At 60.4% G+C, this 23972-nt stretch carries 22 protein-coding genes, 1 tRNA gene and 2 pseudogenes; 8 read left to right on the top strand and 17 right to left on the bottom strand.

The window, feature by feature from the left end; genetic code table 11:
- Nucleotides 1-166 precede the first annotated feature (166 nt).
- From B5526_RS21140 to B5526_RS21125, 4 genes are all read left to right on the top strand, one after another.
- Nucleotides 167-1894 carry a SulP family inorganic anion transporter gene (locus B5526_RS21140; protein ID WP_079541242.1) on the top strand — a complete coding sequence of 576 codons (1728 nt, stop codon included), beginning with the start codon at nucleotides 167-169 and terminating at the stop codon, nucleotides 1892-1894.
- Nucleotides 1895-1922: 28 nt separating this feature from the next.
- The gene (cax, locus tag B5526_RS21135) at nucleotides 1923-3014 is read left to right on the top strand and encodes a calcium/proton exchanger (protein ID WP_079541240.1); all 1092 of its coding nucleotides are present in this window, start codon (nucleotides 1923-1925) and stop codon (nucleotides 3012-3014) included.
- A gap of 146 nt (nucleotides 3015-3160) precedes the next feature.
- Entirely contained in the window at nucleotides 3161-4990 is a 1830-nt protein-coding gene (locus B5526_RS21130) for a sensor histidine kinase (protein WP_079545157.1), read from the top strand.
- 902 nt (nucleotides 4991-5892) lie between these two features.
- Nucleotides 5893-6120: a hypothetical protein gene (locus B5526_RS21125; RefSeq protein ID WP_079541238.1), complete on the top strand. Its 228-nt coding sequence runs from the start codon at nucleotides 5893-5895 to the stop codon at nucleotides 6118-6120.
- Between the two features lie 191 nt (nucleotides 6121-6311).
- Here the strand turns inward: B5526_RS21125 and B5526_RS38460 are convergent.
- The 4 genes and pseudogenes from B5526_RS38460 to B5526_RS21105 form a co-directional block, all read right to left on the bottom strand.
- A pseudogene (locus B5526_RS38460) lies at nucleotides 6312-6548 on the bottom strand (hypothetical protein); the annotation flags it as partial.
- A 164-nt stretch (nucleotides 6549-6712) separates the two neighbouring features.
- Nucleotides 6713-6925, bottom strand: coding sequence for a LuxR C-terminal-related transcriptional regulator (locus B5526_RS39775; protein ID WP_433994656.1), 213 nt, complete (start codon nucleotides 6923-6925; stop codon nucleotides 6713-6715).
- 26 nt (nucleotides 6926-6951) lie between these two features.
- Nucleotides 6952-7299 carry a hypothetical protein gene (locus tag B5526_RS21110; RefSeq protein ID WP_079541236.1) on the bottom strand — a complete coding sequence of 116 codons (348 nt, stop codon included), beginning with the start codon at nucleotides 7297-7299 and terminating at the stop codon, nucleotides 6952-6954.
- Nucleotides 7300-7409: 110 nt separating this feature from the next.
- Nucleotides 7410-7769: pseudogene (locus B5526_RS21105) on the bottom strand (IS5 family transposase); the annotation flags it as partial.
- 612 nt (nucleotides 7770-8381) lie between these two features.
- On the opposite strand from B5526_RS21105, the gene B5526_RS21100 reads away from it, so the two are divergent.
- The gene (locus tag B5526_RS21100) at nucleotides 8382-9200 is read left to right on the top strand and encodes a hypothetical protein (protein ID WP_079541233.1); all 819 of its coding nucleotides are present in this window, start codon (nucleotides 8382-8384) and stop codon (nucleotides 9198-9200) included.
- Nucleotides 9201-9208: 8 nt separating this feature from the next.
- Here B5526_RS21100 and B5526_RS39055 read toward each other — a convergent pair whose 3' ends face one another.
- The 4 genes from B5526_RS39055 to B5526_RS21075 form a co-directional block, all read right to left on the bottom strand.
- Nucleotides 9209-9856, bottom strand: a complete 648-nt coding sequence (locus B5526_RS39055) for a hypothetical protein (protein WP_244562015.1) — start codon at nucleotides 9854-9856, stop codon at nucleotides 9209-9211.
- Nucleotides 9857-9922: 66 nt separating this feature from the next.
- Nucleotides 9923-10675, bottom strand: a complete 753-nt coding sequence (locus tag B5526_RS21090; RefSeq protein ID WP_079541231.1) for an SDR family oxidoreductase — start codon at nucleotides 10673-10675, stop codon at nucleotides 9923-9925.
- Nucleotides 10676-11706: 1031 nt separating this feature from the next.
- Complete coding sequence (locus B5526_RS21080) at nucleotides 11707-12159, bottom strand: hypothetical protein (protein ID WP_079541226.1); 453 nt, start codon at nucleotides 12157-12159, stop codon at nucleotides 11707-11709.
- A 513-nt stretch (nucleotides 12160-12672) separates the two neighbouring features.
- Nucleotides 12673-12762 (bottom strand) — tRNA-Ser (locus B5526_RS21075).
- Nucleotides 12763-13003: 241 nt separating this feature from the next.
- Here B5526_RS21075 and B5526_RS21070 point away from each other — a divergent pair.
- Entirely contained in the window at nucleotides 13004-13312 is a 309-nt protein-coding gene (locus B5526_RS21070; protein WP_433994655.1) for a hypothetical protein, read from the top strand.
- A 39-nt stretch (nucleotides 13313-13351) separates the two neighbouring features.
- Here B5526_RS21070 and B5526_RS21065 read toward each other — a convergent pair whose 3' ends face one another.
- The 8 genes from B5526_RS21065 to B5526_RS21030 all read right to left on the bottom strand — a co-directional run bounded on the left by B5526_RS21065 (nucleotide 13352) and on the right by B5526_RS21030 (nucleotide 20092).
- Entirely contained in the window at nucleotides 13352-13813 is a 462-nt protein-coding gene (locus tag B5526_RS21065) for a hypothetical protein (protein ID WP_079541222.1), read from the bottom strand.
- Nucleotide 13814: 1 nt separating this feature from the next.
- On the bottom strand, nucleotides 13815-14321 hold the full coding sequence (locus B5526_RS21060; RefSeq protein ID WP_197688359.1) for a DUF6644 family protein: 507 nt from the start codon (nucleotides 14319-14321) through the stop codon (nucleotides 13815-13817).
- On the bottom strand, nucleotides 14318-14824 hold the full coding sequence (locus tag B5526_RS21055; RefSeq protein ID WP_079541220.1) for a DUF6644 family protein: 507 nt from the start codon (nucleotides 14822-14824) through the stop codon (nucleotides 14318-14320). Before B5526_RS21055 ends, B5526_RS21060 begins: the two co-directional genes overlap by 4 nt.
- A 4-nt stretch (nucleotides 14825-14828) precedes the next feature.
- A complete protein-coding gene (locus B5526_RS21050) occupies nucleotides 14829-15230 on the bottom strand; it encodes a DUF6152 family protein (protein ID WP_079541218.1) in 402 nt (133 codons plus the stop codon).
- A gap of 12 nt (nucleotides 15231-15242) precedes the next feature.
- Nucleotides 15243-16025 carry a hypothetical protein gene (locus B5526_RS21045; RefSeq protein ID WP_154071374.1) on the bottom strand — a complete coding sequence of 261 codons (783 nt, stop codon included), beginning with the start codon at nucleotides 16023-16025 and terminating at the stop codon, nucleotides 15243-15245.
- Between the two features lie 192 nt (nucleotides 16026-16217).
- Nucleotides 16218-17675: a trehalose-6-phosphate synthase gene (locus tag B5526_RS21040; RefSeq protein ID WP_079541214.1), complete on the bottom strand. Its 1458-nt coding sequence runs from the start codon at nucleotides 17673-17675 to the stop codon at nucleotides 16218-16220.
- 129 nt (nucleotides 17676-17804) lie between these two features.
- Complete coding sequence (gene otsB / locus B5526_RS21035) at nucleotides 17805-18638, bottom strand: trehalose-phosphatase (protein WP_079541212.1); 834 nt, start codon at nucleotides 18636-18638, stop codon at nucleotides 17805-17807.
- Nucleotides 18639-18643: 5 nt separating this feature from the next.
- On the bottom strand, nucleotides 18644-20092 hold the full coding sequence (locus B5526_RS21030; protein ID WP_244562379.1) for an MFS transporter: 1449 nt from the start codon (nucleotides 20090-20092) through the stop codon (nucleotides 18644-18646).
- Between the two features lie 191 nt (nucleotides 20093-20283).
- Here B5526_RS21030 and B5526_RS21025 point away from each other — a divergent pair, with 191 nt between their 5' ends.
- On the top strand, nucleotides 20284-20628 hold the full coding sequence (locus tag B5526_RS21025) for a DUF3175 domain-containing protein (protein ID WP_079545155.1): 345 nt from the start codon (nucleotides 20284-20286) through the stop codon (nucleotides 20626-20628).
- A 294-nt stretch (nucleotides 20629-20922) separates the two neighbouring features.
- On the opposite strand, the gene B5526_RS21020 is transcribed toward B5526_RS21025, so the two are convergent.
- Nucleotides 20923-22893, bottom strand: a complete 1971-nt coding sequence (locus B5526_RS21020) for a methyl-accepting chemotaxis protein (protein WP_079545154.1) — start codon at nucleotides 22891-22893, stop codon at nucleotides 20923-20925.
- A 542-nt stretch (nucleotides 22894-23435) separates the two neighbouring features.
- On the opposite strand from B5526_RS21020, the gene B5526_RS21015 reads away from it, so the two are divergent.
- Entirely contained in the window at nucleotides 23436-23921 is a 486-nt protein-coding gene (locus B5526_RS21015; protein ID WP_079541208.1) for a (2Fe-2S)-binding protein, read from the top strand.
- The last annotated feature ends 51 nt before the right edge of the window (nucleotides 23922-23972 follow it).

The following is a 23972-nucleotide window of genomic DNA, read 5'->3' as shown; positions in this document are numbered from 1 at the left end:
TGCGTAGAGCCGCCGTTTTCCCATTTGACCCAGGTTTGTCGGTCGGGCGCCGAGCCTCCCTTGCCGCGATCAGCTTGAGATAGATCAAAGCTCGTCACCAAGACGAGCAAATCCTGATGGCATTCGCCCTTTCAGTCAATTGGCGACTGGATTGTGGAGTAGCGCGGTGAACCTTTGGATCCGCTGGTTGCCCGGGATCGGCACGCTCCGGCGATACGAAGCGGCGTGGCTGCCGCACGACATTTTCGCCGGCCTCGTGCTCGCGACGATGCTGGTCCCGGTTGGCATCGCCTACGCCGCGGCATCTGGCCTGCCGGGCATCCACGGTCTCTACGCGACGATCGTGCCGCTCCTGGCCTACGCCGTGTTCGGCCCGAGCCGTATCATCGTCCTAGGACCGGACTCAGCGCTGGCTGCTGTTATCCTGGGTGTTGTCACCCCGATGTCTGGTGGCGACCCCGCTCGCGCGGTGACGCTCGGTGCCATGATGGCCCTGGTTTCAGGCACGGTGCTCGTTCTGGCAGGCCTCGCGCGGCTCGGCTTTGTGACCGAGCTTCTCTCCAAGCCGATCCGCTACGGCTATATGAACGGCATTGCTCTGACCGTGTTGATCAGTCAGTTGCCAAAGCTGCTTGGCTTTTCCATCGAGAGCGAAGGACCTTTGCGGGACCTGTGGGCGATTGGCGGCGCCATCCTTGACGGAAAGACCAACTGGGTTGCATTCGCCGTCGGGCTCGGCACCTTGATCGTCATTCTGCTGCTCAAGGACAACAAGCGGCTGCCGGGCATTCTGATTGCAGTTGTCGGCGCGACCATCGTCGTCGGTGCGCTCGGGCTCGCCGCTCGATATGGCGTGAAGGTTCTCGGACCTCTTCCTCAGGGTTTGCCGGCCTTTTCCGTTCCCTGGATCGGTTACAACGATCTTGTTCCAGTGCTGCTCGGCGGAGGCGCCATCGCACTGGTCTCATTCGCCGATACCAGCGTGCTGTCGCGAACCTATGCCGCGCGGTTGGGCGACAAGGTTGATCCAAACCAGGAGATGGTGGGGCTCGGCGCCGCCAACCTGGCAACCGGCTTCTTTCAGGGGTTCCCGATCAGCAGCAGCGCCTCGCGGACGCCCGTCGCCGAGGCCGCAGGCGCACGCACGCAACTGACCAGCGTCGTCGGCGCACTCGCCATCGCCTTCCTTCTCGTGATGGCGCCGAACCTCCTGCAGCATTTGCCCAATGCCGCATTGGCGGCCGTCGTCATCGCGGCTGCAATCGGTTTGATCGAGATCGGCGATCTCAGGCGGATCTATCGCATTCAGCGATGGGAGTTCTGGCTGACCGTGCTGTGCTTCGTCGGCGTGGCCGTACTTGGCGCGATTCCGGGGATTGGTCTTGCGATTGCCGTCGCTATTGCCGAGTTTCTTTGGGACGGCTGGCGCCCCCACTCCGCCGTGCTCGGCCGCGCGCACGGCGTCAAGGGCTATCACGACATCACGAGATATCCTGATGCGCGCCGCGTCCCCGGGCTGGTCCTGTTCCGGTGGGACGCGCCGCTGTTCTTCGCCAACGCCGAGTTCTTCAAGGAGCGCGTTCTGGACGCGGTGGCGACATCGCCGACGCCCGTTCGCTGGCTAGTTGTCGCGGCCGAGCCCGTCACCAGCGTCGACGTCACCGCCTGCGATAGCGTCGCCGAACTGGACGAAGCGTTGCACGCTCAGGGCATCGAGCTTTGCTTTGCCGAGCTCAAGGACCCCGTGAAGGACAAGCTGAAGCGATTTGGGCTGTTCGCGCAGCTCGGCGAAAGCTACTTCTTCCCGACCATCGGCTCAGCCGTCTCAAGCTACTTGAAAATCAACCACGTGGAGTGGGAGGACTGGGAAGACCAGGCCGCGGTTCGCGCATGAAGGGCCTGGGGTTGTATGAGGCAGCAAGATGAATCCTCTCCTTGAAGAGATTCGCCGCACTCCGTTGTTCTGGCTGCTCGTGCTGGTGCCTGTCGTGCTCGTGGCGCAACTGCTGCGGCCAGAAGCGCACACGCTCCTGTTCCTGCTCTCCGTTGCCGCCATTGTGCCGCTGGCAGCTTTGCTCAGCCGCGCCACTGAGTCAGTCGCTGCCAAGACCGGCGATTTGCTCGGCGGCCTGCTGAATGCCACCCTTGGCAACCTGACCGAACTGCTTATCGCGCTGGCGGCGCTGCGCGCCGGACAATATGTCCTGGTGAAGGCGTCCATCGCCGGAGCGATCGTCACAAACTCGTTGTTCATGCTGGGTGCGTCGCTTCTGCTCGGCGGGTTGAAGTACCATATCCAGGAATACAACCGGGATTCTGCCCGGCTTCAGGCCGGGATGCTTTTCCTTGCGACGATCGCAATGCTCGTTCCATCGCTGCTCGCGGCAGCCGACAACGCTGCCAGTGCCGCGTTCACGCACTCGTTGAGTGTCAGTTTGTCCGTCTTGCTCATTGTCACCTACGGCTTGGGCCTGGCGTTCTCACTCAAAACCCATCGCGAGCTTTTCGTCAGCAAGGACCATCACGGCTCAGAAGAAGAGGAATGGCCCCTGTCACTTGCCCTGGGAACACTAGCCGCAGTGACGGTTCTGGTTGCGCTCGTCAGCGAAGTCTTTGTCGAGTCCGTCCAACAAGCCGCCGTCGCGCTCGGTATCACCCCGGCCTTCGTTGGAATAATCGTCGTTGCCTTGGTAGGCGGGGCCGCAGAAATGGTCTCCGCATTCGCCGCCGCGCGCAAGAACAACCTGGATTTGAGCGTGGGCATTGCGCTTGGAAGCGCGGTTCAGATCGCGCTTTTCGTTGCTCCGGTGCTCGTCCTTGCCAGCTATCTGCTCGGACCGACGCCGATGGACCTGCAGTTCTGGCGCGGCGCCGTCGCGATGATGCTGATCGCAAGCGTAACGGCAACTTTTGTTACAAGTACCGGCCGCTCGGCATGGTTTGTCGGTGCTCTGACCCTGACCGTCTACATCATTTTCGCAATCACGCTTTACCTGTTGCCGCCGCAAACCTGATTGCAGGTTAGTCACGGACTGCTGTGTCAAGGTGTCATTTGGCGAGACCTCCTCTCCGGTGGTAGCCTAGGGGGCAATTGGCCAGCGACTTGGCGCCCCGGTTCGAGGTGGCGGTGACGAAATACGCGTCTTGGACAATAACGCTGATGGCAATCGCTGCAGCCCTCGCGCTTGCAACGGCGGAGAGCGTGGCTGCGACGGCACCCATGCGCATTGTTTTTCTTCATTCCTATGGCCAGAATTTCAAACCCTGGAGCGAATATGCAAGGGCGCTTCGACAGGAACTTGATCGCCGATCGCATTGGCCCTTGGTCATCGAAGACTTTCCAGTGATCACAGCGCGGGCCGAGGACGAGAATGCGGAGGTTCAATTCGTTGAGTACCTCAGTGCGGTGTTTTCCAACCAGGCGCCGGACATGGTCGTGGCGTTTGGAGCTCCCGCTGCCGTCTTTGTTCAACGGCACCGGAGTGATCTCTTTCCCGCCACTCCTATGGTGCTGACCGCTGTCGACGAGCGCCGCGTGCAGCAACTCACACTGACAGGAAACGATACGGTGGTGGCCGTCCGACAGAACATCGGCATTCTGTTCGGTCATATCTTGCAGGTTTTACCCGACACAAAGACGATTGCCGTGGTGGTCGGCAACTCTCCGAACGAACGTTTCTGGATCGGAGCAATAACGAGAGAGCTGGAGGCCTCCAAGGACCGCGTGAAGCTTATCTTTTTCAATGACCTATCTTTCGAGGAGATCCTGAATCGAGCGGCGACGCTTCCCATACGCAGCGCGATTTTCTGGATTCAGCCTCAGGTAGACGCCATCGGTGCGGTTCACGAAGGCGACAGCGCGCTGAGGAGACTCTATGCAGTCGCCAATGCACCCATCTTTTCCTATGACGATTCGTTCTTTGGCCGCGAGATCGTCGGCGGCCCAATGACTTCGGTATCAGATGGCACCCGGGCGGCCTCGGACGTCGCCATTCGTATCCTGTCGGGTGAGAAGCCAGCCGACATAAAGACGCCGGTCCTGGAGTATGGTCCTGCCAAGTATGACTGGCGGCAGCTGCAGCGCTGGGGCATCAGCGAGGGGCGCCTGCTTCCCGGCAGCGAAATCTACTTCCGCGAACCGGCCGCCTGGGAACGCTATCGTTGGCAGATCGCGCTAGTGGGTTTCGTGATCCTGCTGCAGGCCACTCTCATTACCGGTCTGCTTTATGAGCGGCGGCGGCGAATCTACGCCGAAGTTCAGTCGCGCCAACGCATGGCCGAGCTTGCGCACGTCAATCGCTATTCGATGGCCGGCGAACTCACCGCGTCACTTGCGCACGAACTTAACCAGCCGCTTGGCAACATTCTAACCAACGCCGAGACGCTCGAGGTCATACTCAAGTCTCCGGTACCGGACATGAATGAGCTCAAGGAAATAGCCGCTGATATTCGTCGAGACGACGAGCGCGCCAGCGAGGTCATTCGTCGCCTGCGAAGCATTTTGCGAAAAACTCCGTTTGAGCTCAGGGATCTCGACCTCAACGAAGTCGTCGGTGAGACGCTGGCGTTCGTCTCACTGTCTGCAGTCGCACGAGAAGCTGAATTGGCCAGCTTCCTGACGTCAACCGCGCTTTCGATCAAGGGTGATCGAATTCAACTCGAGCAGGTTTTGCTGAACCTGATTGTGAACGCGATCGATTCGACGTCAGCTTCACTGAATGCCGAACGCAAGGTTACGGTTTCGACCGCGTCAATCGATGACTTCGCCGAAGTCTCCGTCTCCGATCGTGGTCCGGGCATTCAGCAGGACAAGCTGAAGGAGGTGTTTGAACCGTTTTTCACGACGAAGCCGCAGGGCATGGGGATGGGTTTGTCCATCGCGCGAACAATTGTCGAGGCCCACGGCGGCCGGATATGGGCCGAGAACCGAACCGGAGGCGGCGCCACATTTCGTTTCAGGCTGCCGCTTGTTTCGGTACCAAAGGCATAAGTGATGCAAAGGAACGCCGACGATGTGAGCGTCACATCCGATGCGATCCATGCGACCTCAAACTGAGAACGTTGGTAGTCTTGCTGGCAGGGAAGTTGCGCGCCGCTGAAAAAGCAAACCAGCTCAATAGCTTGCAGCACCGCCTCTGGTTGCTGAGCAGGACCTGTTGGAGCCGTCCTTCAGCCAACCTGTCCCCAAATTTGTCCCTCGCGGATACGCATCAAAAGACAATCCTTCAATCTCAGCAGGTTACGTGACGACTTCGAGGTTCTCCATCACCCGACCGACTCCACGTGCATCCGACAATCCGGCCTCACGGGAATGCTGAGCGGCAGCGCGCAGCACCTGTTCGCCGAGATCGCATTTCCACCGTTCGGCTCAATCATGAGCATCGACGCGCCGCCGGTACACCGTGACCTGTGCGAAATCACGCATCTCAATCAGTACCATGGGATATCGTGTACCTGAAGCTCGCAGTGTTTCCGGTGACGACATGGTACGGTGGCGGGTGTGCTGAAAGACGTTGAGGAAATCGAAAAGTCGGGAGCATGTTGCTTGGTCCGGAAATCCCCGAGATCCGATAGCAAAAAGGCACCCCATTGTTGGAGTGCCTCTGTGTTTGGATCAGCCTTAGGATAAACAGGATCGTCGAAGCCCATTGTGGGTGGATGAACCACCCAAGCTGCAAGCGATACTGCGTACCGTCCGGCTGCCTTGCTTTTATAGCGCAACGTTCCGCGACAGATATTTCTGCCGTAGCCCCCGCACGGTGGCTTTTTGTATTTAATTCCAACTTTTTGCGCATGAAGGAGGACCACCGGTCCACGCCCCCATCGCGCTAGGGTTTTAACCACCCCCCACCCTAATCCGTCCGGTCGCTCCTCTCATCATGGTGGTCGCTTATGGCGGATCGCAAGGACCGCGCTCCCCAATGTCTCATCGTCCAATCGGTGTTGCCGCTCCAGCGTAGAAAGATGTGCACGCTGTGCATCGCTCATCTCGCCCAAGACAAGCCACCCATCATCGCCAATACGTCGAGCTATGCGATTCTGAACAACCTCGGATCCTTCCTGCCTACCTTGGAAAGCCTGCAGTCTTTCTGCGGCATCGGTCGTGATGCTCGTGCGTGATGGTTCATATGAAGGTTCTATTGAAGGTTTATGCCGCAAGCCTTGCGGCATGGTGAGTGCCGATTTTGCGGCTTGGCCAGACCGCAGATCAGAGGACCGAGCCGCGGTCTGCGTTTTCGGCGCGACGTAAGTTTGCAGGGGCAATCTGTAGAGGTAGCCCTGCCACTGGCCACGGCGCTTGGGCATACGTTAGGCAGGAACATGTCCTCCAGCCAGGCCGCCCGGACGGCCGGGTCAACGTTGTGGCCCAACATCGCGCCTGGCAGCGATAGCACCCCATCGCTGACCACCATTACGTCAATTTCGCCGACCTTCAGCGCGTAGCGCGACGGAACCAACTCGGGCCCCGGTCTACCGTGGATGTACTTCGAGTTCACCTTGTCGGCGCAGTACTTGACCGAGGGCTGTGAGGTGTTGTCCAAGCTCATGTTTGTCTCCTGCTGACCGCCTTACCTTTCGTGTACTTGGGTTGCCGTAACAGTCACTGTGCGGGCACGAGCGCCGGGGCGCCCTTGTCCTTGATCAAGAGCACCAGGAATTTCGCCGGCTGGGTGCCGCTTGCGTTCCGGTCGACGACATGAACATCGGGCCTTCATAGAAGGACTGTCCTGGTGTCAGTGTCACCTGTCGTCCACCCTTCAGCTGCATCACGACGGAGCCCTCCAGCACGTAAACAAACGCATGTGCATTCTCTTACAGTTGTATTGCGGAGAGACAGGATGAGAGAGATTTCGTCACGACTATTCCCGCAGGCCAGCAGCGTCAAAACCTCGGCTTCACGCGGAGCAAGCTTCTTCGTAGGCATCTTGATGATCCGTTTGGCGGGAGTCATCATGAAGCTCTCGCCTTGATGCGCATGACGACGCGATCTGCCGCCTGTTCAGATGTGAAAGTCAGGCGGTCTTCTTCGAGGCACAGCTCCAGGGCCGTCATTGCCTCCTGCAGCAGGTCTGCCTTGCTCTGATGTTCGTTAATGATGGCGGCGATATATGCGGCCACGACCTCGGCGCTGGCGCCGGACGTTGGGTGGACGGTGAGGATCATTTCCCATTCACCGCTCGCTTCGACGTAGGCGGCAATGTCGGAGTGAGCTTCGTGGTGACGGCATTCCCAGGGATGCGCCGCATAGAATTGGCGCGACTGTTTCGGCGGGCATTTCGCTTTCTTGTTTTTCGGCATTATTCCTCCTGAAATTACGTTTTTGGTTTTTTCGGCTTGTCTCTCATCAATTGTATTTCGACGGCGGCCAGTGATCGCGCCATATGCCCGTGCTGCGACACCTCGGCGGGTGTGAAGCCGCCGCGTGACCTCCCCATCGATTGGCGCTGGTTTCGTGTGATGCAGGCTCCATGCTGATGCACACGGACAATGGAGGTGTCGATCATCTGGACAGCGGCATCGTGGGCAGCGGCAAGTGCGTCTATGATGCGGCCCCAGACACCAGCCCGCCGCCAGCGGATGAAACGGTTATAGCAGGTCGTGTAAGGGCCAAAATGATCCGGCAAATCGCGCCAAGGTGCCCCGGATCGCAGGACCCAGAAGATGCCGTTGAGGACACGCCGGTCGTTTACCCGAGGAACGCCACGCGGCTTGTTCGGCAGCATGGGCTTGATGGCAACCCATTCATAGTCGGCGAGTTCGTAGCGCATGATTCGACCCCCAGTTTGGGAGTTTGAATCACGGGGGTCCGTCCAAGCGCAACGCTTCTGGCCCGGCCCCGGTTCGGCGCTCACGGGGTAGAAGCGGACATCAACCTGCCGACAACCCCGCTGAATCCGTCGAAAATGACCCTTAGCTGATGCAGTGCGTCATCATCGCTGCTTCCGCTCTTGGGCGTAGACGAGACAAGCGGCTGGTGGCTTCTGAAGCCGCTTATGGGGTGTTCGCAAAGGCCGATTCGCTAGTCCGATGATGACATCTCAGTCGTGTTCATTTCCAATTTAGGACCCGCTGATTCTTTGTCCTCTTAATCAGCGGGTCCCCAGGTTCGAGCCCTGGTGCGCCCACCACTCGTAAGTAATTGCCGTATAGCGGCTTTTTTAATTTCCGCTGCACATTTTTCTCAGCATCCAAAAATCGCGTGGCACCGATTTGGCACCGCCAAGTCTGGGTGATGAATCAAGCATTTTTGATGACGTCGAGAGCATTCGAGCAGCAAGTGGGCCGGCCAAAGCCAACTGAAGGCGGTGGGGTGAGGGAGGCTCCTCCACACGTCAGCTATGATATGTTGTGCCTTTCTTCATCGCAGGAGATAGACTGACGTGTCCGACACCCAGAAACTGACGCCCGCACTCTCGACGCCTGGGCGCGACCTGCTGAGGCGAGAAATATATAAAGGACTGGCGGACAGAGCGGCTGGCCGCGTCAAAGACCTCAATGTTGACGCCATCCTTGCCAAAGGAAAGGAGCTATTCCAGAAGCGCTCAATCTCCAATGTAAGGCAATTCGGAGTTGATGGTCGAAAGACGCTCTTCTTGCTGCTTCTCCTTTTCGCGATCCCCGCGGACGACTGCTCCGCGCAGACACCGCCGCCGCCAGTCGACGAACATGCGTTCGAGCGCGTGCCGCCGACGGTCGTGAAGAGATTGGCGACCCGCTTTTCGCTAGGCGCATTCGCCGGCCGCTTCGAGGAGACGCCGCTCGGCGCGGTCCGCGAAGCCGTGGGCGAAGGGACCATCCAACACCAGGGCGACGCTGGAGATAGCATCTATTGGCTGTGTTATAGGCGCGCGCAGCATCGATTATGGGTCGTGTCCAGCGGAGAGATGGGCGGCCCGGACCATCTCGTCACAGAGATCGTTGAAGAGCTCACCGAGAAAGACACCGACACCTCGACCGATTGCGCCATCATCCCGGAAAAGTTCGCGCCCCTCGTCTTCGACGGCAAGCTGCATTTAGGTATGTCGCGTTTGGAGGTAGTCACGGCGCTGGGACCGCCGTCGAAGTCGGAAGCTGCTCAGATGGTGTATTCTCACGACGGAAAGCTCGCAGACGGTTTCGATGAGACCGCATGGCTCATTCTCCGATTTCGTGAGGAAAAGCTCGTGTCCATGCGCGGCGGCAAGACCACGACGAATTGAAGTGGCTGCTAGCAGCGTTCATGCTTCACAGCGTGATGCGAGCGAGTCACGCTCGCTCCCGCACGATCCCCATCACATACCCCAGCTTCTCCACCACCTTCGGCGAAAGCAACGCCTGCAAACTTGGCCGTCCATTTCGCCTGAATTTCTGGATCGACCCGCAAATAGGGAACAGCGGCAGGGACGGTTTCCAACACCGTGTCGAAACGATGTGGCAGACTCATCATCGCTACATGTTCGTCGGCATGAAAGTTTCCCCCGCGCGTCCTATCGAAGGCGTCATCAACAAAAGGCAGCGCCCTAAAGAGCCGAACCAGAGGACTCTCGGTAAGCACCGACACTTTCGCGAACAGTTTTTTGCACAATTCGGCGTAGCGTATGAATTGCAGCGAGTCGCCAAGACCTTGTTCGCTCCAAATCAACAAATGCTTGCCCGGCGCAGGTTCGCCGTCCCAGGGTTTTGCGGCAGCAAACGGATTGTGTCGGTGGATAGCGCTCGACCCGCCGGGCGCATGCTCGACTGTGATCATCAGAGCTTCCCTGCCGGGATTCTCCGGAAGATCCTTAGACATGAGTGACGTGACCTTAGGCTCCTGAGCCACCGCCGTGCCGGTCATGAGGCACAGAAGAACCAACGCAACGAGTTTGATCGTCATAGTCGCCTCTTTCGTTCGTTGCCCGGGACCCGCTCGTGGCAGACTGTGCGTACCTCCGATGCGGGATCAGGCTGCTGCCTGTGAGCGGCGGAGCCATTCGTCCAGACCGATGCGGCCGAGGCCCGCCTCGCCGAGCGGCACGAGCGAGTGCTCGTCAACCCGGCCGCCCCAGTATCGGGCCTCGGGATCGCTCACGACCTCGCGCGGGTCGCCGACCGCCTTCAGATAGCGGGCGACGATTTCGTTGAACGGCGCTCGTTCCGGGCCGGCGATCTCAACGATGCCATCGTGCGGCGGCGCGAGCGCCACATCGGCAACGCTGGCAGCAACGTCGTCCGCCGCGATGGGCTGGAACAGGACGGGCGGGAGCCTGACTATGTTTCCATCCGCACTTGAATCGGCGATGCCGCCGAGGAATTCCAGGAACTGGGTCGAGCGGACGATGGTGTATGGGATGCCGGAGGTCTTGATCAGTTTCTCCTGGGCGACCTTGGCGCGGAAATAGCCATTGTCTGTCCGGTCGATTGCGACGATGGAGAGCGCGACATGGTGTCGGACAGCGGCTGCGGCCTCCGCCGCGAGCAGGTTGCGGCCGGAGGTCTCGAAGAATTCCAGCACCGCCTTGTCTTCAAATGAGGGCGAATTGGCGAGGTCGATCACGACCTGCGCGCCGGCCAGGGCCTCTTTGAGCCCCTCGCCGGTGATGGTGTTGACGCCGCTGTTGGGCGAGGCGGCGAGGACCTCGTGGCCACCCTGGCGCAGAATGGCGACCGTCTTCGAGCCGATCAGGCCGGTACCGCCGATCACAACGATCTTCATGGTTGACCTCCCTTACCGATGACTGGAGATCGTAGATGATTGGAGGTCCTTAAATGAGTTCGAGAAGACGGTTCGAATGCCAATGAGACAAAATGTCGCCAGCATAACATGCCGCGCGGCTTCTCAGACGTCGTCGACTGGTCAGCACTACTGATCGATTTGTGGAGGCACCTGGATGGCTCATGGTCGCGGTAGGGACGAGGATTTCTCCTCGCCCCCCGCACAGATCCCGGCGTGCGCTGCTAACGCACCGGGCTCCTCCCTCGGGTCAGACGTCGTGCGATGAACGATTTAATCACGCTCGTCGCCCGGCGCGCAGCCATTATTCGGATCGACGCGGCATTTCGGCTCAGTGTCCGAACCGCGGCCGCCTAACGGCTGTTCCCCTTGGGTGAGGCCCTTCCCTCCACAACTTCCGCCGGGAGTTGCCTCCCTTTGTTCAGTCGCTTCGCAAGTACTATGGCCTCATCCGACTTCTCATCCACGTACATGCTCGACGTGCGGCTTATCGCCTTCCCGAGCCGGCCCGGCACACGAGGCCGGGCATGGATGAGACCTCCCAGGTTCCGCGCAAAGAACTTCTCCACGTGCACAAGGTCTCCGACTGCGCGAGGTTCTTCCCATGCAAGCCAGTACGTCATGGGACGATGTTGCCTTCTCTTCAACGGAAGGAGATCGGCACCTCGGAATTAGACCCGTTTCGCAGCTCAATACTTGGCCCGTGGTCTCCCCTGTGAACGCTTCACGGCTGCCCTCGCGAGCAGAACCTCGTGCATCACTCGGGGTCGGGGCGGTTGGCTAGACCTTACCCCATGGGGGACTTTCACCTCCTATTCTTTGCCAGCTTCCTGGCGCACTCCGAGATGGGTCACAAGCGGCGGTAGAGGCCCGCGCGAGAGAAGTCCGGTCTACCCCCGATGGCGGACGCGCGGGAGATTTCGAACTTCTTCGGCTTGGGGGCCACTTTCGGACACGGCCATAAAAACTAACTTCCTAACCGGATGGCGGGAGATATGTGGCTAATCGAGCGGTCATGTGCCGCCCCCCGTGTCGGTCGTCCACGATTTCACGGCAAGCCATAGCATGAACACCTGTACCAGAGCTGGCACATTGTCCGGCAGATCGATCGTGATGTCGGACAGCGGGAAGAAATATCTGGCAGGCACGATGGCACCGAGATTCGTGCCGCCATCGGACAGAACATTGAACGTTTTTCCGAAATAGCGCGCCGGTTTCATCAACCACGTTACGCCGTCGTGCTCGATTTGCTGAGCGTTAGCCAGAAGCGACGTTGTCTTCTGGACGACGATAACCTCATCGCCTCGATACAGTGAAAATGACACGCCAAGTACGCTCGTCGCCTTAGCCATGTATTCTTGCCCGTCGAGGGAAAATGGTGACCGTCTCACAAAATCGAACGACGTGACGACTTGATTGCCGCGGCACACGTCGATGAACTGCTTGCGTCCTTGCGCCTTGAGCATCCCCCCTCCGAAACCACACACGAATGTGTCAGTTGGTTACGCGATCAACCCAGACCGTGCCGTAGCCATTGGCCACAGGATGGCTCAACCTTGAGACAACATAGGCTATGCAGCTCAACACTTATCCCAATAAATAGCTTAAAATTCTACCCGCTGGCGGACAAAGATCAAAACAGCACCATGTCTGCCTTGGGTCAAACTGAGAAGATCTCAATATGAAGCGGCATCCCTAGACGGTGATGCTGAGAGCTCCTGGAGACTCAGTTACTCTCGCTCATCCAACAGAGACTCGAACCGAGGCCGATTTTGATTTCGAGTTGTGCCTCTGGCGCTTCACTTTTCTAAACCGTACTAAACCGACGAAGTACGAAGCTTTGGAGAAAAATGCCGTCTCCAGACCAATTGTGCCAAAAATCGGCAATCTCCGGTACAGCCGTGATCCTCGAAAACCCCACTTTTGCTCAGGGATTTTCGGCCTATTCGTTGACGCAGAAGCCTGAACGCTCGGGCGGGTGGCGGAGAGAGTGGGATTCGAACCCACGGTACAGTTTCCCGCACACACGCTTTCCAAGCGTGCGCCTTAAGCCACTCGGCCATCTCTCCGGATGCCCTCTCTTGACGGGGCGCGGCGACTTTTGCAAGGGACTGCGGGAAGGGCCCCGGGGAATTCCGCAACCAATTGAATAGACTTGATAATTTCGCGTCGTGGCCGGCGACCGGTTCTCGCCCAATGGTGCCGTGAGCCGAAAACCGGTACAAGCCGACGGCGTAAACATCGCTAAACGATTCAAGGGGCGCGGAGGGCGGCATGACCATCGATCGGGCGCTGGCGGTTGCGATTGTGATGTCCGCGATATCGGCCGCGGGCAGCGGAGGCGCGCTGGCGCAGGCCTGTACGCGTCAGGGCACCGACGTCAGTTGCGATGACGGCCGGCGCGGCATCTTCACAGGAGACGCCATCGTCTGGGCCGACGGCACCCGTTCGAGCCTGGCTTCGCCGCATCCGAGCGTCGTCATCGGCAACAAATCATCCGTCATCGTCGGACAGGGCGTGTTTGTCGGCCATGGCAAGGGGGTGGTGCCGCTGGAAAATCCGAGCGCGCCGGAACGGGCGCGCTGTCCCATTCTCGATGGCGTGTCGTATTGCTACTAGGGCGTGGGGTGAAAACCGCCCGCGCGAGGCGCCAGCAATTCATTCAAGTCCGTAATGACGGTGGCAGGCCGCGCAAATTCCGTCGAGCCGGTCGCTGACCTCCGAGATCGATTTCAAGTCATGCGCCTCGGCGGCGTGGTAAGCCCTGTCCGCCGCGTCGGCCAGCTTCTTGACATAGAAATTCCATTCCGGATCACGCGCGCGCTGCGGGATCATCAGGGCGTTGGTGGCCTCCGCCAAGGTCGCCGCGCCGCTCACGACCTGCTCCCAGTCGTCATCGGATTTGGGCGACAGATCGTGCTCGCCTTTTGCGTCGATAACGACCCCGTTGACCCGCCAGATGACCGAAGCGGCCGGAGTAAGGACATGCTCCATGAAGGTTTTCATGTCGACATGAGTTTGAAAGGGCGGCATCGGGACCGCGTCGTCGGAGATCGAGGGCGATGCGGCCACGCAAGCAAACACGAGCGCGATCATGGCGCGGGGGAAACGACGGATCATCTCAACGGACCTGCATGGTAAATCCGATCCAGCGCCCGCATGTCACCACCGAAATCCACAGCAGGATGGACAATCCCCCGGCAAGCCGGGCCCGAAGCGGCAAATTCTTCTCGTTCTCCCATTTCGGCTGATCCCTGGCGCTGATGGCGTGAAAAATCGCCATGTTCAGGCCGGCGGCCAGAATCAGGAAAATCTTGGCGACGAAATAGCCGTTCGCCAGATATTTGGTGGCGTTGGAGATGAACAGTAATCCGCCCGAGGCGACCGCAATGGCAAACGCGCTCCAGGTCAGCGGCAAAATTCCGCTGGTGACACGGCTCACGGGGCGGTTGGTCGAGGCAAGCCCAAGCAGTCGCAGATCGACCATCAGGATGGAGCCGACCACCAGGCAAATCGCAAGCACGTGCACCGATTCGATCAAGGGAAACAGCAAATCGTTCTCGCGAATATTGTCCGCGAGCGCGCTGTCCTCGAAATAGGCAATGAGAGCCTGAAGCAGATGCATCATCCGGCCTGGGTGTAAGCGATCCAGCGTCCGGCGAACAGGATGCCGCACCAGACCAGGATCGAGAGGGTGGCGGCGAGCCGCGCTATCACCCGCCGCGTCAGATCCTTGTCCCAGGAATCCGGTGAGGATGTGATCGCGCGTTGCAGGGCGACCGTCAGCACGATCGCGAGCACGAGCAGCGCCATCTTGAGATAGAAGGTGGAATTGAGCAGCGAACGCCTGGGCTCGCCGATGATCAAGAGGCTTCCGGTGAGCAGGAGGGCGATCAGGACCGGCCAGATCGTCGGCAGGAAGCGCCGCGCCATTTCAGGCAGCGGCACGTCGCGTTCGAGCAGCCGCCAGATCCTAAGATCGACCAGGATCGCGGAGGAAAACACCGCCGCGACGCAAAGAATGTGGATGGTCTGAATGGTCGGTATGATCCACGTGGTCGTCTGGATGGTGTGGCTGACCTCCGTCGCCGCCAGCCACTTGGAAAACCCGGCTAAGCCTAAATCAATCATCGCATCATTGTTCGGCGGGCATCAGGGTATAGGTCAATTCCTGACCGCTCGGCAGCGTGACTTTCTGCAGGAAACCGCCGGGACTGCCGTCGCGCAGCGGCGCATAGCGAAACACCGCGTGATCGCCGGGCTGCAGCGAGCGCTTGGTCCAGCCCGAGCGCGTCAAAACCCCCGGACTCGAGACTTCGAATACCCAGGTCGCCGCGGCCTCGCCACTCTTCGCGTCCTTTTCGATCACGAAGGTAATGTGCGGGTTGGTCCAGTTGACGGCCTTGACCGTGCCTTCCATGGTTTGGGGATGATCGCTATCGTAGGCGGCATTGGAATGGTGCGCCGCTGCGATATCGCCAAAACCCAACACCAGGCTCAAAACGCTTGCGGCCAGAACAAAGACTTTCGGCGACATTCCTGATTATCCCTATTTCACGGTGTGGACTGAGCCGAACTGGCCTTGCGGGGTTGAGACGAAGATGTCGTTACCGAACTGATCCTTGCCCGGCGTCAGATCTTCCTGTTCGCACTCCCCCTCGGTGACCTCATAATGACGCTCGGGATAGCGGCGGAAGATTCGCGTGGTTTTCCAGGTGGTCCCGAAAACCTTCGGCGCCGTTATTTCAAGATCGTCATAAAGCACGTTCGGCTGCGGCAGATGCAGCCGTTCGACGATGTGCATGTCGCCGTTGTTCGGGATGCCGGCGGCCTCGCTGATCGCGATATAGGCCTGCGGCACGATGGCGGTGGTGTCGACGACCAGCGTATCGCCTTCCCAGTGCCCGATCGAGTGGCCGTGCAGGCTGAGATCGGGGTCTTCGGGATGCGGACGGCCGTCCATATAAATCCGTCGCATCCGGTTGCCGTCGACTTCGCCCAGCATGGTGATGCGGCCGGGTGTCATCAAAAGTTCAAACGCGTTATGGGTGATCAGCATCCAGCTCGGCATGCCATGCGGCAGGCAATGGCTGAGCACCAGGAACGGCCGGCCGGCCTTTTCCTCAGCGATCATGTGCTGGACCTGCGGCAGGATTTCCGCCTTCCAGGGCGGCATATTCGCCGTTTCCTGGCGCTTCTGGTCCTTGATGTCGGGAATCCAAACGCCGCTCAGATCAGGCGGCTCAGCGAAGGCCCGCGAAACAACCAACACGGTGACCAGCGCTCCGACACAACAGGTGATCGCGAGCTTCTTCGCAACTTTATTCAACACTGACTAACCGCTCTTCTTCGAATCAGGGTGCAGCCAGTCCTACACCACATTCGAAATCTTACCGACCGTAATCGCAAAAGAAAGTCTGTCCGGCGACTCTCGACTTCACCATTCCGGGATCGGGCGCCTCCATCGCTGAGCGAATAATCAGGGCATGCTCATTACCGCAGCAGAATGAGCATAATCGCGGCGCTAGTGATAGCGCGCGCCACCCCTGTTGGCCGAGCGAAGCGGCCACAAGGTCGGCCGCTCGGGCATCTCGGTCGCCGTCTTGTCGGCGTGGGTCTCCTGAAGGGCGTCGACGAAATCGGCAAACCAGCGCTGGATCGAGCCGGCGGAAAGCTTTGCCATCATCGCTTCCCAGCGCATGCGCCGCTCGGTCAACGGCATATAGAGCGCGGTCGCAATGGTCCGCGCCATGCCGTCGATGTCGTGGGGGTTTACGAGCAGCGCGGTGTCGAGTTCGTTCGCAGCACCTGCGAATTTCGACAACACCAGCACGCCGGGATCGGCGGGGTTCTGGGCCGCGACATATTCCTTGGCGACCAGGTTCATGCCGTCATGCAGCGGGGTGACGACGCCGACCTGCGCGGTGCGATAAAGCCCCGACAGCACGGTCTGGCTAAAACCCTTGTTGAGATAGCGGATCGGCGTCCAATCGACTTCGCCATGGCGGCCGTTGACGTCGCTGACGAGTTTTGCCAGCTCGCTCTGCAGATTGCCATAGGCCTCGATCGCGCCGCGCGATGGCGTTGCTATCTGCAGCAGCGACACCGTGCGCGCCAGCGCCGGATGCAGGCTCCACATCTGATCGAATGCCTTGATGCGGTTGACCAGCCCCTTGGAATAATCCAGCCGATCGACACCGATCGCGAGTTTTTCGCCGTTCAGGCTTCGCCGCAGCCGCGACACGTCGGGATGCGACATCGCCTTGGCGGCTTGCAGCGCGAATTTTTCGGCATCGATGCCGATCGGAAACACCGCGGCCCGCGTCGTGCCGTGACGCGAGGTGATGACGCCGTCGTCGATCTCGAGCGCAAGATCGGAGGAGATATAGTCCAGGAAATTCTCGCAATCGTCCCGGGTCTGGAATCCGATCAGATCGTAGGCCAGCATCGCCTCGACCAGTTCGCGATGATGCGGAACGCCTTCGATGGTGGAGTGCGCCGGCCAGGGCGTATGCAGGAAAAATCCGATCGGCTGCGTCACGCCGCGATCGCGCAATTCCGAACCCAGCGCGAGAAAATGGTAATCCTGAATCCAGAACGCGGTGTCCGGCTTCTGAAACCGCAACAGCGCGCGCGCCATGAAGGCGTTGACTTCGCGATAAGACAGATAATCTTCCTGCGAGGCGCGGATCAGGTCGGTCCGCGAATGCAGCGCCGGCCACAATGCGGAATTCGCAAAGCCTTCGTAATAGCCGCCATAATGCGCGGCCGGCAGATCCAGCATGGCGAGCGCGCCGGCGCCGAGCGCCTCGATTTCGGCGAACGGTTCCTTCTGCGCGCCGTCGCGGACACGGCCGGAGGAACCTACCCAGATCGCGCCGGATTTTTCCACCACCGGCAATAACGCGGCCGCCAGTCCGCCCGTCATGGGCTCATTGGCCGCGCCGCGCGCCACGCGATTTGAAACGACGACGAGGTTCACAGGCGTCCCTTCCTGATCTTTAACTCCGTCAATTAACGGTTATTCATCAATATGGTTCCTCGCCACCCTTTCAACGAAATGAAACCAAATTCAGGCGGCGCGGCATGGAACCCAATCGGGGAACGATGATCACGGTTTCGCCGCAGCTTCGTCACCGACGAGGCGTGCAAGCCATTCGCGCACTTCGCGCGGGTCGTCGAAATAACCCGCCATGCCTTTGGCGTGACGGCCCACCGAAAACGCCAGGCCGCCATATTCGGGAACGATCGCAAACACTGATTCGTCGGTGACATCGTCGCCGATGAAAATCGGACGGCGGCCTTTGAAAGGCTCATGCGTCATCAATTCCCGGACGCCGGTCGCCTTGGTGAAACCGGAAGGTTTTATCTCGCAGACACATTTGCCGGGCAGCACTTCGATCGGCGCATTCGGCAGATCGGCCCTGATCAACGACACCGCCTCGTAGATCGCCTTTTCCGCATGCGGCGCCAGCCGATAGTGCAGCGCCAGCGAATAACCCTTGTCTTCGAGCAATATCCCGGGGCTGAGCTTTGCGATGGCCGCGAGGCGGCGCTTCAATTCCTTGTCCATTGGCGGCGCATGGCTGGCGACGGCTTCGCTATCGATCGCGAGCCGCATCTCCGCGCCATGGCCGCCGACAACAGGATATTGCTCGGGTGCAAAGATCAGGTCGATATCGTTCAGCGAACGGCCGCTGACCAGCGCCAGCGCGCCCGAGGTTTTTTGGAGCAGCCGATTGAGTGTTCTTGAAAGCCCCGGCGGCACCCAGACTTCGCGCGGCGTCGGCGCGAGATCAAGCAGCGTGCCGTCGATATCGAGCAGGATCGCGATTTCATCGAGCCGGCGCGCAAGTTCGCCCGCCGCAGGATTCAGATCCGGCGACCGCTCGCGCGCTGATGGAATGTCTTCCCGCAATTTTGCCTCGACCGAATTCCCGTTCATTCATTCTACTCCACAAAGGCAAGCGGCCGTGCAACGGATTCGAGTGGCCGGCGCTCGGCTGCGACCGCGTAACGCCAGGCGATAAGGGCCGCCGCGATCATCAATCCTGATCCGAGCAGGTAGCCTGCGAACACGCTGCCGCGCGATCCCGTATCGATCAACGCGCCGAACAATGCGGGACCGACGACGCCGCCAATCCCGGTTCCGATCGCATAGAACAGCGCGATCGCCAGCGCGCGCACCTCGAGCGGAAAGGTTTCGCTGACGGTGAGATAGGCGCTGCTTGCCGCGGGCGAGGCAAAAAAGAAAATCACCATCCAGGCGATGGTCTGGGTCTCGGCGCTCAAGGCGCCGACCGAAAACAGATAGCCGGACAGCGCGAGCAGGACGCCGGACACGCCATAGGTGAGCGTGATCATCGTGCGCCGCCCCAGCGTGTCGAACAGCCGGCCGAGCATCAAGGGCCCGAGGAAATTGCCGGCCGCGAAGGGCAGGATGTACCAGCCGATGTGGTCCGCCGGGATTCCATAGAAGTCGGTCAGGACCAGCGCGAAGGTGAAGAAGATCGCATTGTAGAAAAACGCCTGCGCGATCATCAACGAAAGTCCGACCAGCGAGCGCTGCCGGTAAGTCACGAACAACGTGCGCACCACCTCGCGCAGCGGCGTGTGATCGCGCATTCGAAGTTTGATCTTCGGGAAGGCCTGCTGATTCGGGTCGTGCGCATGTCCGATCACGGATTTTTCGATCTCCTCGACGATGGCATGGGCCTCTTCGGGGCGACCGTGAATCATCAGCCAGCGCGGGCTTTCGGGTATCCACATCCGCATCACGAACACGACGAGGCCGAGGCAGGCGCCGGTGAGATAAGCGAGCCGCCAGCCGAGATCGGGACCGAGCAGATGCGGATCGAGCAGCACGATCGCGCTGGCGGCGCCGATCGCGGCGCCGACCCAGAAGCTGCCATTGATGACGAGATCGGTCCAGCCGCGATAGCGCGCCGGCACCAGTTCCTGGATCGTCGAATTGATCGCGGTGTATTCGCCGCCGATGCCGGCGCCGGTCAAGAATCGAAACAGCGCGTAGCTTGCGAGATTCCAGGACAGCGCGGTCGCGGCGGTTGCGGAAAGATAAAGCGCGAGCGTGATGAAGAATAGTTTCCTGCGCCCGATCCGGTCGGTGAGCCAGCCGAATCCGAGCGCGCCGAGGACGGCGCCCGCGAGATAAAGGCTGTTGGCAAATCCGACATCGAAATTGGAAAAATGCAAGCTCGGGCTTTCCTTCAGCGCGCCCGAGAGCGAGCCCGCCAGCGTGACCTCCAGCCCATCGAGCACCCAGGTGATCCCGAGCGCCATCACGACCCGGGTATGGAAGCCGCTCCAGGGGAGAGCGTCGAGACGCGATGGAATGCTGGTTTCGATGATCCGATCATCGTCACGGCGCGCCGGCGCCATCGTAGCAGCCGTCGAATGGCGCTTGGTCAGCTGCAAATCCATTCCGTCGAACCAATGAGGAATATCCCGGGAAAACGGCATTCCGGGACCGCTTCTTTCAACGCCTCCGGCGCGCGCAAGTTCCCGCATTGGGGCAAAGGAACAGATCGGGATCGCGACCGTTTTTCGGCTGCAATGGCATGGAGGCCAAGATGGCAGTGCACCGGAAAGCCCAGCGCGCCCGCAAAACGACGGCGCGCAGAACAACGGCGCGCAAGACCACCGCAAAACGCTGGTCGCAGCGCGTGACACGGGAAAGCGACGCGCTCGATCTGAAGCGCGGCGTGTTCACGCTCAAGGATCCGAGGAAGATCGCAGCATCCCTCAAGCGCTCGGCGGAACGCTCATCGCGCCGCAAGGCCGGCGCCTATCGTTCCGCGCTCTCGATGCTGACGTTTTACATCAACCGCGCCGGCCGCACGCTCCCGCAAACCCAGCGCGAGCGCCTGCAGCGCGCGAAGGTCGAGTTGAAGCGGGCGTTTGGAAAAGACGAGTGATTGCGGCAACTATTTTGGCGCCGCCGTCATACCCGCGAAAGCGGGTATCCAGTAATCGCCGGCCTGAGCAAGAAAGGAGACGTCACGGCGTACTGGATCATCCGCCTTCGCGCATGATGACACCGGTTGAATGGCGCCCTTAAGATGCGCGTATACTCGCGATAAGGTTTCATCGTCGTCCCTGCGAAAGCAGGGACCCATACGCCGTGCTGTCGCGATTTAGCGCTGGGGGTAGACGGCTTTCCAGCAATGAGCATCGGTGGTTATGGGTCCCTGCTCTCGCAGGGACGACAACTAGGCCGCTCTTATATTCGCCATGAAGCGGTCGAGCTCTTCGCGCAGGCGGGCGCTTTCGGCCGACAGCGTTTTGGCGGAATTCAAAACCTCCTCCGACGCCGAGCCGGTTTCGGTGGCGCCGCGATTGACCTGCATGATGTTGGCGGCGGCCTCCTGCGTACCCTGCGCGACGTTCTGCACGCTGCGCGCGATCTCTTGCGTCGCCGCGCTCTGCTGCTCGACGGCGCTGGCAATCGAGGAAGCGATATTGGAGATCTGACCGATGGTGCCGCCGATCTCCTTGATCGCGGCGACCGATTCCTGGGTCGCGCCCTGCATGCCCAAAATATGCGACGAGATCTCGTCGGTCGCTTTCGCGGTCTGGCTCGCCAGCGATTTGACCTCGGAGGCGACCACCGCAAAGCCCCGCCCGGCATCGCCGGCACGGGCGGCCTCAATGGTTGCGTTGAGCGCCAAGAGATTGGTTTGCTCGGCAATCGCCGTGATCAATTTGACGACGTCGCCGATCTCTTGTGCCGCGCGCGACAATTTTCCGATCCGCCCGTCGGTTTGTTGCGCCTGCAGCACCGCGTCTTCCGCGATCTTGTTGGAATCGCGCACCCGCCGGCCGATCTCGTCGACCGACGCCGACAATTCCTCCGTTGCGCTGGCGACCGACTGCATGCTGCTGGAGGCTTCTTCCGACGCACCTGCGACCTGGCTGGACAGGCCTTGCGTGGTTTCCGCGGTCCGCGTCAGCGTTCCGGCAGCCGATTCGAGCTGAACCGCGGAGGCCGACACGTTGGAGACGATCGCGCCCACCGCGGTCTCAAAATCATCCGCGAAACGAATGAGCTCGGCGCGGCGCGCGGCGCCCGCCGCCTTGTTCTGGGCATCTTGCTCCGCAGCATCGCGTTCGGCCTTGGCGACCGCCTGCATCTTGAATTCTTCCACCGCGCCCGCCATCTCGCCCAGCTCGTCCTTGCGCCCCAACCCCGGCAGCACGACGTCGAAATTGCCGCCCGCGAGTTCGCGCATCGCCTTGCACATCGCCGTCATCGGCTTCGAAATTCCCCGGCCCAACAGCAGCGCCAGAATGGCGCCGAGCAGGAAGCCGCCGGCCGCGAGCATCAGGATCAACCGCTCGGTCTCGCCGATGGTGGCATCCGATTCGGCTTCGAGCCGCTGCTGATCGGAAAGCAAATCCGCCTTCATCACGCTCGCGCCCTTCACGATCGCACCGGCGGAGTCGGCCATCTCGGCCACCAGCTCCTCGATTTCCTTCGAATTGTCGATCAGTTTGCTCAGCGCCTGCCGGTATTCTTCGAGCAGCGCGCCGGCTTCTTTCAGCCCCTGCACGATCTTTTCGTCCTTCGAGGAAATCGCGTGCAGCGAGTTTTCAACGAATTTGAGCCGCGCCAGCGCGCTGGCGGCGACTGTCTGGTCGGCATTGATGACGAAGGTGTTGGCGAGCGCGGTCACCGCCTGGAATTGCTCGGTCACTTTCTTGGCGCCGAGCTGGATTACCTGCAGCTCCGAATCGTCGGCGTTGCTGGGGAGATCGTCGAGCTTGTAGCGCAGCATGTTGGCGCCGCGGGCGAGCTGGTTCTGCGTCACCAGCGCGCTGTCGCGCTTGAATTTCAGGATTTCGACGAAAATCTTGGTGAAGGTTTTGAATTCGCGGGCCAGCCGCGTGATCTGATCGAGCCGCGCCGGATTGGTGGTGCCCCGCATCGATTTGTCGATGGCGTCCTTGAGGCTCGTCTCGGCGTCCAGCGTCGCTTTGGCGTCCTCCTCCTTTCCGGTCACCACATAATATCGCGCCATCGCCTGGTAGGAGATCAGCTCGCGGTCGATATTGCGCGCCAGATCGGATTCCGCGACGCTGTTGCGGTAGCCGGCGACGCCACCCAGGACGCGCTCGAAGCCGAGATAGGCAATCCCCATGCTGGCGGCCGAGATCGCCAGCACGACGGCAAAGCCGAGCATGACCTTGCCGCGGAATCGGAGCGTCGGGAGCTTTAGTTTTGGAAACTTCGGGGACAATGATTGCGGCCAGACACGCTTGAACACCTCGGACCCCCGTCTTTTTTCCGCAAAACAGCCGGACCGGGGGCGCGAGCCCCCGGAGCCGAAGCCGAAAATTAGAGCAGAATAGATAAAAGGCCGTAAATTTCGGGCGGATCGGCAGGCCAGTAACCCGGATGAAGTGCAGCGCAATCCGGGACGCCTACCTCTCCGTCGTGGCCGGGCTTGTCCCGGCCATCCACGTCCTTCTTGCTGCCAAGGAGGGAAGACGTGGATGCCCGGGACAAGCCTGGACAAGCCCGGGCATGACGGAGTCATTATTTGGAGTGCGCAAATTTGCGTAGGGCGATGCGCGGCCCGGCGGCCGCCCCCGCCGCTCGCCGGGACGCCGGGTGCGACGATCGCGACATCACAATGACCCCCGCAACCAAATTCCCAGTTGCAAAGTCCGGCCCCCGTGCTTCTAATCGGATCAATCAATAATTCATCGGGAGGGTTTACGCGTGTCGACAGTCAAACTGACGGTAAACGGCAAGGCGGTCTCGGCTGAGGTCGAGGACCGGACGCTCCTCGTCCATCTGCTGCGCGATCATCTCAACCTGACCGGCACCCATATCGGCTGCGACACCAGCCAGTGCGGCGCCTGCGTCGTGCATATCGATGGCCGCGCGGTCAAATCCTGCACGGTGCTGGTCGGACAGGCGGGTGGCGCCAACGTCACCACGATCGAGGGGATCGCCAAGGGCGACGAGCTGCACCCAATGCAGGCCGCATTCCGCGATAATCACGGCCTGCAGTGCGGCTATTGCACGCCGGGCATGATCATGGCGGCGATCGATATTGTGCACCGCCACAGCGGCATGCTCGACGAGGCCACCGTCCGGCAGGAGCTCGAGGGCAATATCTGCCGCTGCACCGGCTACCACAACATCGTCAAATCGGTGCTCGACGCCGCCGGCCGCATGAAGGTCGCGCAGGCCGCGGAATAACGCGCGACAGACCACCGATTTACCCGATCAAGACCGCCGAATTTCGATGGA

Source organism: Bradyrhizobium lablabi, from assembly GCF_900141755.1.
In the GTDB taxonomy this organism is placed as follows: Bacteria; Pseudomonadota; Alphaproteobacteria; order Rhizobiales; family Xanthobacteraceae; genus Bradyrhizobium; species Bradyrhizobium lablabi_A.
Note: the sequence above shows the minus strand (reverse complement) of the source record. Positions and strands in the feature narration are given on the sequence as shown.

Bases quoted from the DNA above. Each gene is read 5' to 3' on its own strand.
- cax (WP_079541240.1), top strand. From the start codon at position 1,923: ATGAATCCTCTCCTTGAAGAGATTCGCCGCACTCCGTTGTTCTGGCTG.
- B5526_RS21130 (WP_079545157.1), top strand. From the start codon at position 3,161: ATGGCAATCGCTGCAGCCCTCGCGCTTGCAACGGCGGAGAGCGTGGCT.
- B5526_RS21125 (WP_079541238.1), top strand. From the start codon at position 5,893: ATGGCGGATCGCAAGGACCGCGCTCCCCAATGTCTCATCGTCCAATCG.
- B5526_RS39775 (WP_433994656.1), bottom strand. From the start codon at position 6,925: ATGCCTACGAAGAAGCTTGCTCCGCGTGAAGCCGAGGTTTTGACGCTG.
- B5526_RS21110 (WP_079541236.1), bottom strand. From the start codon at position 7,299: ATGCCGAAAAACAAGAAAGCGAAATGCCCGCCGAAACAGTCGCGCCAA.
- B5526_RS39055 (WP_244562015.1), bottom strand. From the start codon at position 9,856: ATGACGATCAAACTCGTTGCGTTGGTTCTTCTGTGCCTCATGACCGGC.
- B5526_RS21090 (WP_079541231.1), bottom strand. From the start codon at position 10,675: ATGAAGATCGTTGTGATCGGCGGTACCGGCCTGATCGGCTCGAAGACG.
- B5526_RS21080 (WP_079541226.1), bottom strand. From the start codon at position 12,159: ATGCTCAAGGCGCAAGGACGCAAGCAGTTCATCGACGTGTGCCGCGGC.
- B5526_RS21070 (WP_433994655.1), top strand. From the start codon at position 13,004: ATGTCCGCGATATCGGCCGCGGGCAGCGGAGGCGCGCTGGCGCAGGCC.
- B5526_RS21065 (WP_079541222.1), bottom strand. From the start codon at position 13,813: ATGATCCGTCGTTTCCCCCGCGCCATGATCGCGCTCGTGTTTGCTTGC.
- B5526_RS21060 (WP_197688359.1), bottom strand. From the start codon at position 14,321: ATGATGCATCTGCTTCAGGCTCTCATTGCCTATTTCGAGGACAGCGCG.
- B5526_RS21055 (WP_079541220.1), bottom strand. From the start codon at position 14,824: ATGATTGATTTAGGCTTAGCCGGGTTTTCCAAGTGGCTGGCGGCGACG.
- B5526_RS21050 (WP_079541218.1), bottom strand. From the start codon at position 15,230: ATGTCGCCGAAAGTCTTTGTTCTGGCCGCAAGCGTTTTGAGCCTGGTG.
- otsB (WP_079541212.1), bottom strand. From the start codon at position 18,638: ATGAACGGGAATTCGGTCGAGGCAAAATTGCGGGAAGACATTCCATCA.
- B5526_RS21030 (WP_244562379.1), bottom strand. From the start codon at position 20,092: ATGGCGCCGGCGCGCCGTGACGATGATCGGATCATCGAAACCAGCATT.
- B5526_RS21025 (WP_079545155.1), top strand. From the start codon at position 20,284: ATGGCAGTGCACCGGAAAGCCCAGCGCGCCCGCAAAACGACGGCGCGC.
- B5526_RS21020 (WP_079545154.1), bottom strand. From the start codon at position 22,893: ATGCTCGGCTTTGCCGTCGTGCTGGCGATCTCGGCCGCCAGCATGGGG.